15 protein-coding genes and 1 pseudogene are annotated in these 14563 nt (G+C 66.8%); 4 read left to right on the plus strand and 12 right to left on the minus strand.

Annotation, left to right across the window (positions count from 1 at the left end; all coding sequences use genetic code 11):
* Positions 1-36: 36 nt before the first annotated feature.
* Positions 37-1479, minus strand: a complete 1443-nt coding sequence (locus tag MRBLWH10_RS13080; RefSeq protein ID WP_341940202.1) for an aldehyde dehydrogenase family protein — start codon at positions 1477-1479, stop codon at positions 37-39.
* Positions 1480-1595: 116 nt separating this feature from the next.
* Here MRBLWH10_RS13080 and MRBLWH10_RS13085 point away from each other — a divergent pair, with 116 nt between their 5' ends.
* Positions 1596-2201, plus strand: coding sequence for a TetR/AcrR family transcriptional regulator (locus MRBLWH10_RS13085; RefSeq protein ID WP_105676911.1), 606 nt, complete (start codon positions 1596-1598; stop codon positions 2199-2201).
* On the opposite strand, the gene MRBLWH10_RS13090 is transcribed toward MRBLWH10_RS13085, so the two are convergent.
* The 5 genes from MRBLWH10_RS13090 to pxpA are packed head-to-tail and all read right to left on the minus strand — an operon-like array spanning position 2193 to position 6397.
* Positions 2193-3170, minus strand: coding sequence for a biotin-dependent carboxyltransferase family protein (locus MRBLWH10_RS13090; RefSeq protein ID WP_341940203.1), 978 nt, complete (start codon positions 3168-3170; stop codon positions 2193-2195). The two genes, MRBLWH10_RS13085 and MRBLWH10_RS13090, sit on opposite strands and share 9 nt — an antisense overlap.
* Positions 3163-4065, minus strand: a complete 903-nt coding sequence (locus MRBLWH10_RS13095; RefSeq protein WP_341940204.1) for a carboxyltransferase domain-containing protein — start codon at positions 4063-4065, stop codon at positions 3163-3165. Before MRBLWH10_RS13095 ends, MRBLWH10_RS13090 begins: the two co-directional genes overlap by 8 nt.
* Positions 4062-5405, minus strand: a complete 1344-nt coding sequence (locus MRBLWH10_RS13100; RefSeq protein WP_341940205.1) for an acetyl-CoA carboxylase biotin carboxylase subunit — start codon at positions 5403-5405, stop codon at positions 4062-4064. The genes MRBLWH10_RS13095 and MRBLWH10_RS13100 overlap by 4 nt, the downstream gene beginning before the upstream one ends.
* Positions 5405-5644, minus strand: coding sequence for an acetyl-CoA carboxylase (locus MRBLWH10_RS13105; protein ID WP_105676905.1), 240 nt, complete (start codon positions 5642-5644; stop codon positions 5405-5407). The genes MRBLWH10_RS13100 and MRBLWH10_RS13105 overlap by 1 nt, the downstream gene beginning before the upstream one ends.
* A gap of 21 nt (positions 5645-5665) precedes the next feature.
* Positions 5666-6397, minus strand: coding sequence for a 5-oxoprolinase subunit PxpA (gene pxpA, locus MRBLWH10_RS13110; RefSeq protein WP_341940206.1), 732 nt, complete (start codon positions 6395-6397; stop codon positions 5666-5668).
* A 100-nt stretch (positions 6398-6497) separates the two neighbouring features.
* Between pxpA and MRBLWH10_RS13115 the strand changes: the two genes are divergently transcribed.
* Both MRBLWH10_RS13115 and MRBLWH10_RS13120 read left to right on the plus strand, forming a co-directional pair.
* Complete coding sequence (locus MRBLWH10_RS13115) at positions 6498-7940, plus strand: PucR family transcriptional regulator (protein WP_341940207.1); 1443 nt, start codon at positions 6498-6500, stop codon at positions 7938-7940.
* Between the two features lie 129 nt (positions 7941-8069).
* Positions 8070-9398 (plus strand): permease, encoded by a 1329-nt coding sequence (locus MRBLWH10_RS13120; RefSeq protein ID WP_341940208.1) that lies wholly within the window; start codon positions 8070-8072, stop codon positions 9396-9398.
* A gap of 35 nt (positions 9399-9433) precedes the next feature.
* Here the strand turns inward: MRBLWH10_RS13120 and MRBLWH10_RS13125 are convergent, their stop codons facing one another.
* From MRBLWH10_RS13125 to MRBLWH10_RS13145, 5 genes are all read right to left on the minus strand, one after another.
* Positions 9434-10261 carry an alpha/beta hydrolase gene (locus tag MRBLWH10_RS13125; protein ID WP_341940209.1) on the minus strand — a complete coding sequence of 276 codons (828 nt, stop codon included), beginning with the start codon at positions 10259-10261 and terminating at the stop codon, positions 9434-9436.
* Positions 10262-10327: 66 nt separating this feature from the next.
* Positions 10328-11404, minus strand: a complete 1077-nt coding sequence (locus MRBLWH10_RS13130) for a BtrH N-terminal domain-containing protein (RefSeq protein WP_341940210.1) — start codon at positions 11402-11404, stop codon at positions 10328-10330.
* Positions 11397-11921 (minus strand): PadR family transcriptional regulator, encoded by a 525-nt coding sequence (locus MRBLWH10_RS13135; RefSeq protein ID WP_341940211.1) that lies wholly within the window; start codon positions 11919-11921, stop codon positions 11397-11399. The genes MRBLWH10_RS13130 and MRBLWH10_RS13135 overlap by 8 nt, the downstream gene beginning before the upstream one ends.
* A 78-nt stretch (positions 11922-11999) precedes the next feature.
* Positions 12000-12236, minus strand: a complete 237-nt coding sequence (locus tag MRBLWH10_RS13140; RefSeq protein WP_341940212.1) for a hypothetical protein — start codon at positions 12234-12236, stop codon at positions 12000-12002.
* Between the two features lie 87 nt (positions 12237-12323).
* A complete protein-coding gene (locus MRBLWH10_RS13145; protein ID WP_341940213.1) occupies positions 12324-12971 on the minus strand; it encodes a hypothetical protein in 648 nt (215 codons plus the stop codon).
* Between the two features lie 82 nt (positions 12972-13053).
* Between MRBLWH10_RS13145 and MRBLWH10_RS13150 the strand changes: the two genes are divergently transcribed.
* Complete coding sequence (locus MRBLWH10_RS13150; RefSeq protein WP_341940214.1) at positions 13054-14343, plus strand: MFS transporter; 1290 nt, start codon at positions 13054-13056, stop codon at positions 14341-14343.
* Positions 14344-14349: 6 nt separating this feature from the next.
* On the opposite strand, the pseudogene MRBLWH10_RS13155 reads toward MRBLWH10_RS13150, so the two are convergent.
* Positions 14350-14544 (minus strand): annotated as a pseudogene (locus MRBLWH10_RS13155) (DUF1992 domain-containing protein); the annotation flags it as partial.
* Positions 14545-14563: the final 19 nt, after the last annotated feature.

Genomic DNA, 14563 nt, shown 5'->3' on the forward strand with positions numbered 1-14563 from the left:
ACGTGAGCCAGAGATCTGCGATGGCGGCTTCCGGCTTCATCCGACGCGGAGAAGGACCTGCGCGAGCCGCCGCACGATCCCGTGCGATCCGGGTTGAACCGCCCGCAGCGTGTCAGGACGGAGCGGCTTGCGGAGTATCGGCTTCAGGTGGGAGAAGCTCGACCACGAGTAGGCGCCGTGATAGGCGCCCATGCCGCTGCCGCCGACCCCGCCGAACGGGAGCGTCGGTGCGCCGACATGGATGATCGCCGCATCATGCACGAGCGCACCAGACGAGGTGCGTTCCTCGAACAGTCGGCGGACACGCGCAGAGCCGGAGAAGACGTAGAGCGCCAAAGGCTTCTCAGTGGCGTTGATCGCATGGATGGCGGCTTCGACCGACGGGACGGCCACGATGGGCAGGATCGGCCCGAAGATCTCGTCTTGAAGTACGGGCGCGGTCGACTGCGGACCTATCACCATCTCACCTGACTGCGCGAGCGTGACGATGGACGGCGCGATGTACCGTTCTGCACGGTCATGCGCTCCCCCGACCGCGATGTCCACCCCCTCGAAAAGGGATACCAGCCGATCGAAATGGCGATCCGTCGCGATGCGGCCGTACTGGGGGTTGGTGCGCGGTTCCGCTCCCCAGAGGTCGATGAGAGCCGACCTCATCGCGGCGATGAGCGGCTCCACCCTGCCCGGAGTGGTGAGAACGTAGTCCGGCGCGACACAGGTCTGCCCGGCATTCGTGAACTTAGCCCACACGATGCGCCGAGCCGCCTCCTGAAGCCCCTCATCGTCGTCGAACCACACGGGTGACTTTCCGCCGAGCTCGAGCGTGACGGGAGTGAGGTGCTCAGCCGCGGCTCGAAGAACGACACGACCCACGCCGGCGCTGCCGGTGAAGACGATGTGATCGAAGCGCTGAGCGAGGACGGCCGTCGTCTCGTCCACGCCCCCCTCGACGACACTCACCGCGCCGTCCGGAAAATACTCGGGAACTAGCCGCGCGATCAGCCGCGAGGTCGCGGGAGCAAGCTCGCTCGGTTTCAACACGGCAGTGTTTCCTGCCGCAAGCACGCCGACCAGGGGAGCCAGTAGAAGTTGCACCGGGTAGTTCCACGGAGAGACCACGAGGATGACACCCAGCGGCTCAGCGAGCAGACCGGCCGATGCGGGTTGCAGAGCCATGGGAACCGGCACCCGTCTCCGCCGAGTCCACCGGCGGAGGTTGCGCAGCGCGAAACTGATCTCTCCGAGAACGACATCGGATTCGGTCAGCTCCACCTCTTGGCGGCTCTTTCCGAGGTCCTCCCACAGTGCACCGGCGAGGCTCGAACGATTGTCGAGGATGAGCGCACGAAGCGCCCGAAGCCTCTCGATGCGGGATGAGACCGATCGCGTCCTTCCGGACAGGAACACCTCTCGGGTCGTGCCGACGGCTGCTGCGATCGCCTCCTCATCAGGTGACGTCGCTTTCGCTCTCCCCCACATGTTTCTCCCTCAGCATCCGGGGCTCTGCGGCGCCCGACCCTTCGATCATAACTCAGTCAGTCGTATGACTGATGTCGACTAGAGTAGTGCCGGAACACAAAGACAGGGAAGCCCGAATGCGTTACGTAGAATCATCCGTTCGATCGCCGCAGATCGTCGCCGCGGCCCGGCGCGTCATGATGCGGGACAGCGTCGCGCGAACGACGATCAGGGCGGTCGCGACCGAGGCCGGCATTCCCCTGGGCACCCTTCAGCACGTGTTCCCGACCAAGGAGCTCCTCCTCAAGGCCGTGATCGACGACGTCGCGTCCGAGTCGAACGCCCACACCGGGTCATTAGTCCGCCACGCCGGCCTCGCCGAGACCATTCGTGAAGGTGCACGCAGCTACTGGCACGGACTCATCGACGACAACGTCCCGTACCAGGTGATGCAGGTCGAGCTCCTCAACTACGCGCTCCGCAGCACGGGAGACGACTTCTCCGAACGCTGGCCCTTCTCCGCACAAGCGGCCGCCGTCGTCTCACTCCTGGAGGCCACGGCATCGAACGCCGGCGAAGTGACGGGGGCGCCCTTTGAACGCATCGCGCGCCTCTTCATCGCTGGCCTGGACGGGCTCATGCTGCAGTACGCGGCTGATCTGGACAGTCGTCGCGCCGAAGAGGATCTCGAGGCCCTGATCGACGCGACGATTCTGTATGCCCGTATCCGACCGTCACATTGACAGGTTCAACGATGCGACAGCCTGCCCGATGCGGGTAGCCCTCGCATGCCGGGCATCGAGTGCTTCTCGCATGTCCACCGGAACGAACCTCGTCTTCGTCCCCGGGGCCGCCCGAGCGAGCAGGTCCATGTCTGCGGAGATCACCGTTGCGACCATGGCGTAGCCGCCACCGGACACGGCGTCGCGATGCAGGACGATCGGCTGCGTGCCTCCGGGGATCTGAATCGACCCGACTGCGTAGCCCGCATCCACGATGTTCGAGGGATCCTGACCGGCGCCGAAAGGCTGTTCACGCTCGCGCCACTCGACGCCGGGGCCGTCATAGCGCAGCCCCATCCTGTCAGCCGTCGGGGTGAGGGTCCACTCCTCCTCGACCAGGCGTCGGACTCCTTCGTCGGTGAGGAGGTGGTCATACAGCCCGAGAACGATCCGCACACGCTGCGAGCGCCCGAACGAGGGACGGAACCGCTCGTCGAGGGTCGAAATCGCCGGGACCGACAGCAGCGGCTCCCCCACGGGGAGCGAATCGCCCGCCGCGACTGCGCGTCCGCCGACACCACCGATCGAGCCGATCACATAGGTCGAACGACTGCCCAGCGCCTCGGGCACATCAATGCCTCCGCGCACCGCGATCCAGTACTTCGTGCCGCCCTGGATCACGCCGAAGGAGAGCATGTCGCCCTCCACCAGCTCGATACGCGTCCATTCCTCGTGCGGCTCGCCATTGACCAGCACCGGCACCGGAGCCCCCGCGACGGCCACGACCGTGGAGTCGGTCGCTCGCAGCACCGGTCCGATGTAGGTGCACTCGAGCACAGCTGCGGATGCCTGGTTACCCACGAGGGCGTTCGCGAGCCGGGCCGACTCCTGGTCCATGGAGCCGCCCTGGGGGATGCCGAGACTGTAATAGCCCCTCCGTCCCTCATCTTGGACGGTCGTCTGCAGTCCTGGTTGCACCACCTCAAGCATCGAGAGCCTCCATCATCGTTCGGTTCGCCGCGTCGGGATCCTTCTGCCATGCGTCCAAGGAGAACGTCACCGGCGCCTGTCGCCAGCGCCAGGTTCCCGCGTCCACCTCGGCCTGAATCGCCTCGTACTCCTCCCTCTCCACGGAGCGGTAGCGGACGATGTCCCCGGGACGGAACAGCACGGAGGACTCCGCGAAGTCTGCGAGCCGCTGTTCGGGGTCGTAGATCGGCGGGGCGACCACTCCGAACATCTGATAGCCGCCTGCTCCCCTCACGGAGTAGATCGCGCCGAAACACCCGCCGTGCCCGATCGTGAGCCTGGGGGTATCCGTGCGAGGGCTCAGGTACTTGGGCACCACCAGTTGCTGCTCGCGTTCGACGAGCTGATACAGGAACGGGAGCCCGGCGACGAATCCGACCATGCTCACGATCCACGGCTGTGCCTGGTGGCGGCGGATGAACTCGGCCCTGTCGGCGAGGCCGTTCACCGCGGCCGCGTAGTCGAGGTCGGTGCCCGAGGGGTCCTGGTGGTACCCCTCGCGGAAGCGTGCGCCGACCTCGGCGGTGAACGGGTCGTCGTACCAGACCGGCACGTCGATGATCCGGGTGGGGATGGCGGCGCCCTCACGGTGCTCGATGCCGCTCTCGATCTCGCGGACCATCGACTCGAGCGTGGTGTGCGAGAGCCCATCCGGGTCGAAGCGCACGAGCAGCGATGCGTTGGCGGGACAGATGTCGACGATGCCCTCGGCCGCGCGGCTCGTCAGCTCCTGGGCGATCGCCATGACGGTGAAGTTGGCTGTGAGGCTCATCGCCTCATCCACCTCGACGAAGAGGAACTCGTCGCCTCCCCACGTGTACCGCGACGGCGTCGGTGCGCTGATGCTCTGGCTCACAGCCCCTCCAGGATCTTCCCGGTCTCGATTGTCTTGGTGTGGTGCGCCGTGGCCAGGAAGTCAGGCTCCTCGAGCAGACGCAGGTGCAGCGGGATGGTCGTCTCGATTCCCTCGATGCGGGTGGCAGTGAGCGCCGCGCGCATCCGCTCGATGGCCTCGATCCGGGTGGGAGCGTGCACGATGACCTTCGCGATCATCGAATCGTAGAAGGGGACGACGACATCGCCCGCCTCGAATCCGGAGTCCACGCGGATGCCGTCGGGCCATTCCAGGACGGCGATGCGTCCGGGGCTGGGGAAGAAGTTCTGCGACGGGTTCTCCGCGTTGATGCGGCACTCGATCGCATGCCCGTCGAACCGCACGTCATCCTGGGTCATCCCCAGCGCCTCCCCGTCGGCGATGCGCAGCTGCTCGCGTACGAGGTCGATGCCGGTGATCTCCTCGGTGATGGTGTGCTCGACCTGAAGGCGAGTGTTCATCTCGATGAACGCCGCCTCCTCGCGCGCGGCGTCGTACAGGAACTCGACCGTGCCAGCGCCGCGGTATCCGCTGGCCAACGCCAGCTGCACGGATGCTGCGCGCATCCGCTCGCGGACATGGTCGGGGATCTCCGGCGCGGGCGCCTCTTCGACCACCTTCTGCGAGCGCCGCTGCAGCGAGCAGTCGCGGTCACCGAGGTGGATGCAGTTCTCGCCGTCGGCGAGCAGCTGCACCTCGACGTGCCGGGCCTGGGAGACGAACCGCTCCAGGTACACGCTCGGGTCTCCGAACACGCTCGCGGCCTCACTGCTGGCGAGTTCGATCGTGGAGATCAGCTCGTCTTCGCTCGCAATGTGGCGGATGCCGCGGCCTCCGCCACCGGCGCTCGCCTTGACGAGCAGCGGATAGCCGATCTCCCTTGCGATCGCGACGACATCGTCTTCCGGCGACAGGGGGCCTCCGGTGCCGGGAAGCACCGGAACACCGGCATCCTTCGCAGCACGGATCGCATTGGACTTGTCGCCCATGAGCTCGATCGTGTCGGGGTCAGGGCCGACCCAGATCAGACCGGCCGCGATGACGGCGCGTGCGAACGCAGCGTTCTCACTGAGGAAGCCGTAGCCGGGGTGGATCGCGTCGGCTCCGGTCTCCCTGGCTGCGGCGAGCACGGCGTCGGGGTTCAGGTATGAGTCCTTGGCCGCGGCCGGGCCGATCACGACGGACTGATCGGCGATCCTGGCGATGAAGGAGTCGCGGTCGGCCTCCGAGACGATCGCAACCGTCTCGATGCCGAGTATCCGCGCAGAACGGGCGATGCGGACCGCGATCTCGCCTCGGTTCGCGATGAGCAGGCGGCGCATCAGTTCTCGTCGACCGTGACGATCACGTCACCGGGATTGACCATGCCGCCGTCCTCCACGAGAAAGGAGCCGACCACGCCGGCCGCCGAGGCGCTGATCTCGGTGAACTGCTTCATGATCTCGACCATGCCGATCGCCTGTCCGATCTCGACCGAGACGCCCTCCTCCACGAAGACGGGCTTGCCGGGTCCCGGCCTGCGATAGAAGATGCCGGGCAGTGGCGAGACGATGTCAGCCATGGTCGTCCTTTCGGTGGGGGGTCAGGCGGCGTCGACGACGGCGCGCACGGCGCGCGCGACGTCGGGAGAATTGGGAGCGTCAGAGTGCACGCAGACGCTCTGGAAGCGCACATCGATCAGCGATCCGTCGATCGCGGCGATGCGTTCACCGCGCAGCGCCGTCACAACGCGGTCGGCAGCGGCCTCGGGGTCGGTGCGGTGGGCCGCGCGAACCAGCGCGAGCGTCCCATCGGAGTTGTAGTCCATGTCGACGTAGAGCTCGCCCACGAAGGGCACCCCCTCCTCCGCGCACACCCGCTCATGCGCCGTACCGGCAAGGCCGAGGAAGGGCACATCGAATGCCCGCACCGCGCGGGCAGCGGCCCGCATCAGTTCGTCGTCGCCGGCGAGCATGCCCCAGAGGGCGCCGTGCGGCTTGATGTGGTTGAGCGGCACATCGGCGGCCATGAGGAAGCCGAGCAGCGCACCCGTCTGGTAGAGAATGAGGGACTCGACCTCATCGGGGCGCAGCGCCATGCGCCGTCGGCCGAACCCCACGAGGTCGGGGAGCCCCGGGTGGGCACCGATCCGGACTCCATGATCCTTGGCCAGAGCGACAGTGTCGTGCATGACGCCCGGGTCGCCAGCATGGAACCCGCAGGCGATGTTGGCGAGATCGATGATCCGCATCAGCTCGGGGTCGTTCCCGAAGGTGTGCAGCCCGAAGGCCTCCCCCATGTCGGAGTTGATGAGTACCGGTGCCTGCGCTGCCATGCGGCCACGTTAGCCCTCGGCACCACTCGAGATCGTTGGGCAGTATGCTCAATCTCCGATGTGGACAAGTGGAGTCTGCACAACGGCAGGAAGGCCACGGATGCGCGTACGCGATCTTCTGGACGACGACGTCCTCGGTGTCGAGCTGCGTTCAGAGCCCGACCAGCCGCAGCTGGACCAGCCCATCAGCGGCTGTGCGCAATCAGAGCTGATGGACCCGACGCCGTTCCTCCAGCGCGGCGAGCTCATGGTGACGACCGGCATGGCGCTGCACTTCGAGGACCACCGCACCTGGGAGGCCTACGTCGAACGCCTCGCCACCGTGCCGATCAGCGGCCTCGCCTTCAGCCTCGGACGCATCCACGGCGCCCTGCCGAACGGGCTCGTGTCGGCGTGCAACCAGCACGGCATCCCCCTTCTCGAGCTGCCCGCGGACCTGCCTCTGCTGCAGTTCTCTCGACACATCTGGCAGGAACTGGCCGCGCAGCGCTACGAGATCGTGCGTGCGGGCTGGGAGCTGGCCGACGAGTGCACGCGCCTCGCAACGCACGGCGTCCCGATCGTCACGGTGCTGCAACGCATCGCCGACGCAATCGACGCCCACGTCGCGCTGATGGATCCGGCTGACTTCCCGCTTGCCTCCGCGGGCGTGCCGGTCACGAGGTCGAGCACTGCCGCGACCACGCTCGCGCTCCCCGGCGGAAGCGGCGCCCGATTCACTCTTCGCATCCGCGGCGGCGCTGAGGGACAACTGCTCCAACCTCTGCTGGGTCCCGTCGCCGCCGTGCTCGCGATGCAGCTGTCCTACACGCTGGCGTCCTCATCCCCGCTCCACTCACCGGCCGCCGCGCGGCTCATTGAGGCGATGCTCGACGACTCCGTCGGCACGGAGGCTCTCGCTACGCTCGCCAGATCGGCGGGTCTCGACCCGGATGCTCCGTGCCAGTTGCTGTCCGTGTCCGCCGATCCGAATGCGTCGACCGCCAACGCTCGGCTCGTCGCGTGGCGAGCGCAGGTGCATCTGGAATCCCGATTCGGCGTCGTGCGGTTCTTTGAGCATCCCCAGCGGACCGTGTTCCTCCTCCAACACCCCGGGACGGCGGAGGGCGCGGCCCAGGGGCTGGCGGCAGCGATCGATCTCGCCCAGGTCGGCGTCATCCACTCAGGAGACCTGTCCTGGGAAGAGGTCCCTCTCGCGCTGAGGATGGCGATGCGTCAGTCGCACACGGCAGGGGTGCGCGCGCTCCCGCCTCTCGACCTCGCCTCGATCGCCCAGGCGCTCCCGTCCGCAGGGCTCGCTTCGCTCGCCGGTCGCTTCATCGCACCACTCGACGCCGCCGACCCGACCGGCGTGCTCACAGAGACTCTCGGCGCCTACCTGCGCCACAGTGGCGCCGCGCGGGCCATCGGCGACGAGCTGTTCATCCATCGGAACACACTCGCGTACCGCATCCGCCGGATCGAGACGCTGCTGGGAGTCGACCTTCAGGACGGGGAGACGAGGGCGACACTGCTGCTCGCCCTGCACATCATCTCGGCGTAGTGCAATCCGCACAGGGCATGGGGCAAGACAGGGCAAAAGGCCGATTCCACGGCGTCAGCGGCGTCACTAGATTCACTGCTCATCGGCATTCCGCCGTCTCTGCGTGACACCCGACCCGAAGGAGTAGCCATGGCTTACGCCGACTACGTCATGCCCGCATCCGAACGAGCCCCTCGATGGTCCCTGTCCATGGCGTGGTGGGCACTCTTCTCCGCCATGTTCTGGATCTACGTGGCGGTCGCCTCGGCGGGCGCCGTCGGGCTCATCGACACCATCATCGGAATGGCGCTGACCGTCGCCACCTACGGCGTGATCAACCTGATCCTCTCCCGTCACGCCGCCCGTACGGGTCTCACGGTGGAGCTGACGTCTCGATCGATGTTCGGCGTGGTGGGTTCGGCGCTGGCCACCCTCATCTTCGCCGCCACCGCGATCTATTACTGCGTGTTCGAGGGGTCGATCATCGCGATCGCATTCCAGAAGACCTTCGGCGGAGAGCTCAACCTCTGGTACGCAGCCGTGGTCGCCTACGCGATCCCGCTCGCTTCCGGTCCGGTGCAGCGCTGGCTCGACCGGCTGAACGGCATCCTGCTGCCGATCTACGCGCTCGGACTCATCCTCGTGGTCGTGTTCGCCACCGTGCAGAACGGCGCGCCCACGAGCGTCTTCGACGTCGCAGCAGCCGGGCCACTCCCGGGCTGGGTCACCTCCTACCTCATCTACATGGGGGTGTGGATCATGATGATGTACACGTTCGACTACGCCAGGATGGGCCGGAAGCAGGATGAGAGGTTCCACGGCCAGTTCACGTTCGGCTGGGTCTTCTACTTCTTCACCTTCATCGTGAACGGGCTCGTCGGCATCTACATCATCGCCGCGACGGGACACGAGGGCAGCGAGACGGGCGTGGTCGACGCCTTCCTCGGCAGCATGGGCTTCTTCGGACTTCTCGTGATCTTCATCTCGCAGACGCGCATCAACACGGCGAACTACTTCCTCGCCTCCAGCAACCTCGACGCGTTCGCGACCAGGGTCTTCCGCCTTGCACTCCCCCGTTGGGTCTGGGTGATCGTCGCGGGAATCATCACGTACGTGCTCATGCTCACGAACGTGGTCACGTGGCTGCTCAAGGCCCTGGCCTGGCAGGGTGTGTTCGTCGTGGCGTGGGTCGCGATCGCGCTGGTGTTCATCTGGATGCTGCGCGGCAAGGATGTCGTCCCCGAGGTCCGTCGCGCGTACCTCCCGGCCGTCACCCTCGGCGCCCTGGCCTGGATCGTCGCCTCTGCCGTCGGCATCCTGCTCACCGAGCTCGCGGGGGCCACCGTATTCGGGGCTCTCGCACCGGTGATCACGTTCGCGATCGCAGCGGTCGGAGCCTGGGCGGCCTTCCGCCTGCAGCCGCCGCGCACGATCGCGACGGACGATGCTCCGCGGATCGACGAGCAGCACCTCGCCTGAGACCCGCGAAGAACGTCGCGAAGCCGCGTCTCGCCCTAGCCGCCGACTCGGCACATCCATCTGCTGAGCTCGGCGGCCAGGGCGGCGGGCGCATCGAGCTGGATGAGGTGCCCCGCCCCCTCGATCAGCGCGACCGAGGCGTGAGGGATCGCTTCTCCGAGACGATGCGCGCGGTCGCTCGGGATCCAGGTGTCCTCCGCGCCCCACACGATGTGCACGGGTTCGGTGAGTTCCGCGTAGCGCTGCTCGATCTCGTCGGTGAACCGCTCGTCGGCCTGCGCGATCTGCCGGTAGAAGGCCGCTTGTCCGGCGGTGTCGGTCCACGGCTCGGTGAGCATGTCGAGGTCGTCGGGGCGCAGCCCCCGATGGCTGGCGCCGCTGATGTACGCCTCGAACGCACCCCGGTGCACCGCCGGAGGCAACTGCTCGAACACCGCGGCATGCTCTTTGACCAGCAGGAAGAACGGAGATCCCCACGGCGAGAGCGCGACGACGTCGACGAGGCAGAGCGACCGATACTCCGCCCCGTGCAGCAGGCGCGCGCGGAGTGCGACGGCGCCTCCGAAGTCGTGCGCGATGACATGAGGATGCTCGAGCTGCCAGTGCGTGAGGAGATCGGCGAACAACTCGCCCTGCACGCCGAGATCCACCGCATGCGTCGGATCCTTCGAGGATGCCCCGTACCCCGGCATGTCCCAGAGGTAGACCGTGAACCGGCCGGCGAGTGTCTGGGCGATCGGCCACCACAGGCGAGAAGACCAGGGTGTGCCATGGAGGAAGACGACGGCAGGGCCGGAGCCGTGGCGATCCCACCGAACGGTCCGCCCTCGCCAGACGAACTCCTGCGTCAGGGGCGTGCTCACCGTTCCATTGTTCACCGCCATCGGCCAGTCGGGCTCCTGCCGTCGCTCACACGGATGCCGGCGACGTCACGCTCCACGGGTCTCCCCCGTGTCGCTCAGCGACGCGAGCCGAGTCATCGCAGCCGTCTCGATCTCCGCGATGCGCCGGAGCATCTCTGCCGCGTCGACCAGTGACTCCGCATCCTGCCCCTCCCCTGCCCGCGCGATCGACTCCGAGACCCGAGTCCACAGGAGCGCGGATTCCGCGAACAGGACAGCGCTCTCACGGATGACGTCGGCATGAGCCTCGTGCACGACGAGTTCTGCGCTCTCGGTCAGGAAGTCCCGGTACATGTTGCGGAACAGGGCCCCGCCGGTGCCGGCCCGCTCCATGAGCATGGCGATGACGGGGAGGTCGCGGGCGGGGTCGTCGACCCGGTCGAGCCAGGTCGGAAGGCGCGCAGCCGTGGTGAGGATGCCGCGATTGCCGAGGTTGGCGATCGGAGGCGCGAGGAACTCCTCGGCGCAGGCGGTGATCGCCGGGACGATCGACTCGCGGATCCGCTCGGGTCGCGCGGCAGCGGTCGGAACATCCACGACGAAGGCGCGGTGCCGTGCGGACATCGGGCCCCGCGCTGCACGAGCGCGCGCGAGGCTCTCCAGACTCGTCGAGACCTCACCTCCCTGCTGGGCCGTGTCGACCAGGTACGCCCTGTCGTGGTCGTAGCCGTACATGGCCACGACGTGGCCGGCGAAATGCACCCGAGACCCGAAGTACTCCAGATCGTGGCTGTCGAGCTGTAGACCCACGGGCTTTCCCTGATCGATCTGCGCGCGCAGCCGATCCCACGCCTTCCGAGGCGAGGTGGTCTCCTCGACCCGCAGCTCGATTCCCAGGCGCGAGGTCAGGTTCTGGGTGAGCTCGAAGGGCTTCACCCGTCCGCCGAGGAACGGGAGCGCCTGCCGCGCGGAATCCCAGTAGATGAACGACAGACCCGACCCCAGCCCGAACAGCATCGCTTCGGACAGCGAGAGCCCTGCGCGCTCCAGCAGCACGCCGAGGGCCGTCGTCTCGCAGTGCAGTCCCCCCGACGCGTCGATCCCGTCGATGATCGTCGCATCGCCCCGGTCGCCACCGCGCTCCTGCCGCATCTGATCACTCATCGGACACCTGGACTCGCGCCGCGAGCCACGCCCTTTCCGCCTCGAGAAGGCACAGCGAGTAGGAGAAGACCTCGCGCGCAGCCAGAGGCAGAGCACCCTGAGAGCGCTCGGCCGCGATGACCTCGGAGATCCGCTCGTCGATCCAGACCAGACGTCGCTGCAGCGCGTCCGCGTACTCCTGCTCCGGGAGCAGGGCGAGGTTGGCGAGACCGACGAGGGCGGGATGCGCGACGGTTCGCCTCTCGGCGATGAACGCGACAGCGGCTTCTTCCGCCGCGCGCCTGCCTGCGTCTGTCGCGTGGAACACCTTCCTCGATCTGGCACCGGCCTTGGCGCCCTCGGACTGTATGAGTCCACGACCCTCCAGCTTCGTGAGCACGTAGTAGATCGACGAGAACCCGATGTCGGCCCACCGGCGGATGCCGCGCTGCTCGATCACCTGCTCGAGGTCATAGCCGTGCCGAGGCTGCTCGGCGATGAGCCCCAGGATGGTCAGCTCGGTCGGGGTCAGGTTCATGGCGGTTACTCTAGCACTAGAATAGCGTCGGTGAGGACGGCCCAGGCGACAACTGATTCGATGCTGACCGCTCGAGATTCAGACGATTCCGGAACCCAGTAGATGGTTGCTGAAGTCGCGGATATTCGGCATGTCTCCGAACGTTCGGGCGAGTTGCATCGCCGCAGAAAAGTCGGCGTCGGTCACCTCAGCGACGCTCTCCAGAGCGACACCGGCCGGACCTTCGAGCCCGATGTGTCCGGAGACATTGATTCTGTAGTTCGTGCCAGTGATCTTGTTGCCCACTCCAGCGGAAATCACGAGCGCAGAGAGCATCCGACCGACGGCGGTGTGGCTCGCGTGACAGCGAACCGGTAGTTCGCCGGATCACTTCCGTGCACCGCATTGCTCTTCTTCGAGTTGTCACATTCGACGAATGCTGGAGAGCGCCGCATCGAGGGTGTGGAGCGCGCGGAGGACCTGGAGCGACCGGCTGAAGATCAGACTGTTGAACATGGCGTCGTCTGTCTTCGGTATCACGGAGCGGGAGACGACCCAGGCTGCGGCTGATTCGATGCCGACCTCGTCGCTAAACATGTGCGCGGCGACCTCGTTGCGGATCTTCACGAGCGTCTCCGTGAAGGAGCGGTCCTCGGCTATTTCGCGGACGCTTGCCTTATATGCGTTCTGGGCTGCGGTGAGGCCCTCGATGTCTATGAAATCGTCGAACCGTCCGGCCTGGGTGCGCGCGGTTCGTTGCAGGTCACCCAGAACCCGGTAGACACCCTCGACGCTTTCGCGGAGGACGAGGGCGAGGAGCTTCTCGGTTGTAACCCGCGCGGCTGAGTCTGCGGCCATAGCGCGCAGCAGCACACGCATATCGACGTCGATCTGGACGATGAAGAACCGCGCGGCCGCGTATGCCTTCACGACCGCCGCCTCGTCGCCTGCGCCCGCAACACTCTCTACGTCACGTGCCCGGTACTCAAGGGCCTCGACGGCGAGCGGAATGGTGGAGTCGAAGCCGGCCACGCTGTCGGCATTGGATGGCGGCTGGCTGGGGTTGCTCATCGTCTCAGACTGGCATCGAATCGAGGGAGTCTGGTGGACTCCCTCCGTCGGACGGGCAGACCGCCTTGAGTATGCTCGAAGCGTGAGCGGCGCGGAAGCTCCTGGTGGGCCTGCATCTGCTGCGCCGTCGCGAGTCTTCCGCCACCCGGCGTTTGCCTACTTCTGGAGCGCGACGACGATCCGCGCGTTCGGCGGGGCGATCGCGGGAGTCGCGTTCCAGGTACTCATCGTCACGATCGTCAACGCCACCCCGATGCAGATCAGCATCCTGAACGCGCTCGGCGTTGTGCCGTACCTCTTCTTCGGGTTGATCATCGGCGCGTTGATGGATCGCTGGCGGCGGCAGCGCACGCTGGTGCTCACCACCATCGGACGCGCGGTGACTCTCGCCGTGATCCCGGTGCTGCTGCTCTTGGATGCACTCGATTTCTGGTCTCTCGCTGCGGTGATCCTGGTGCTGGGTGTGCTCACTCTGTTCGCGGATTCCGCGGCACAGCCGCTTCTGCCGCGCATCGTTCCACGAGGTTCGCTGGTGATGGCGAATGCACGGCTCGGTCAGAGCCAGACTGTCGCGGAGACCGTGGGGCCGGCGCTCGGCGGTGCCCTGTTCAACCTGGTCGGCGCGCCGATCCTGTTCGCGTTCGAGGCCGTCATCAACGCGATCGCCGCGATCCTGCAATCGCACGTCAAGGTCGTCGAGCCGAAGCCGGAACCGCGCCCTGCCGGTCGACACGTGGGGCACGACATCGCCGAAGGGATGCGGTACACGTATCAGCATCCGACCCTCCGCCCGCTTGCCCTCTCGGTCCACGTCTGGTTCCTCGGGAACAGCATCGTCGGAACCGTCTTCGCCGTCTTCGTCCTGCGCGAGCTCGCACTCCCATCCTGGGCCTTCGGCGTCGCCCTGGCGGTCGGTGGCGTCGGCGGCTTCGCCGGAGCGATGATCGCACCCCGTGTCGGCTCCTGGCTTGGAGCCGGACGAGCGATTCTGGTCGGCCGGGTTCTCGTCGTCATCCCCTGGCTCGCGCTCGCGCTCGCGCCGCTCACCGCCCATAGTGGCGTCGGCGTGGTGCTGGCCGTGGTGGCGGCTGCCCAGTTCCTCTATTGCCTGGCCATGGGGATCGAAGACACCAACGACATCTCCTACCGCCAGTCGGTCGCACCCGACGGCATCCAGGGGCGTATGAACTCCACGATCCGCACCGTGAACCGTGTCGTGTTCTTCTTCGGTGCGCTTCTGACCGGTCTGCTCATGACGCTCTTCGGCTACCAGCTCACGATCGGAATCGGGGCGGGTATGTTCGTCATCGCCGTGCTCGTCATCGTGTTCTCGCCGTTGCGCGACGCCCGGCACGAGGATGCCACGAGCTGATCGATGTCAGCGGCGAAACCACTTGCGTCGCCGCGGCGCGGAGGTCTCTGCGGCAGTGTCAGGTTGCTGCGCGGCTTCGGTATGGGCGGCGCGGCGTTCTCGCCAGGCCTGCACCTCGACCTCGACGTCGCGCGGCGGAGTCACGACCGGCGGACCACCCTGCAACTGACGTCGCGCATTTACCACTCGGCGATTGAAGTCGTTATGGCGATGGTCGGTG

The organism is Microbacterium sp. LWH10-1.2 (assembly GCF_038397765.1).
Taxonomy (GTDB): domain Bacteria; phylum Actinomycetota; class Actinomycetes; order Actinomycetales; family Microbacteriaceae; genus Microbacterium; species Microbacterium natoriense.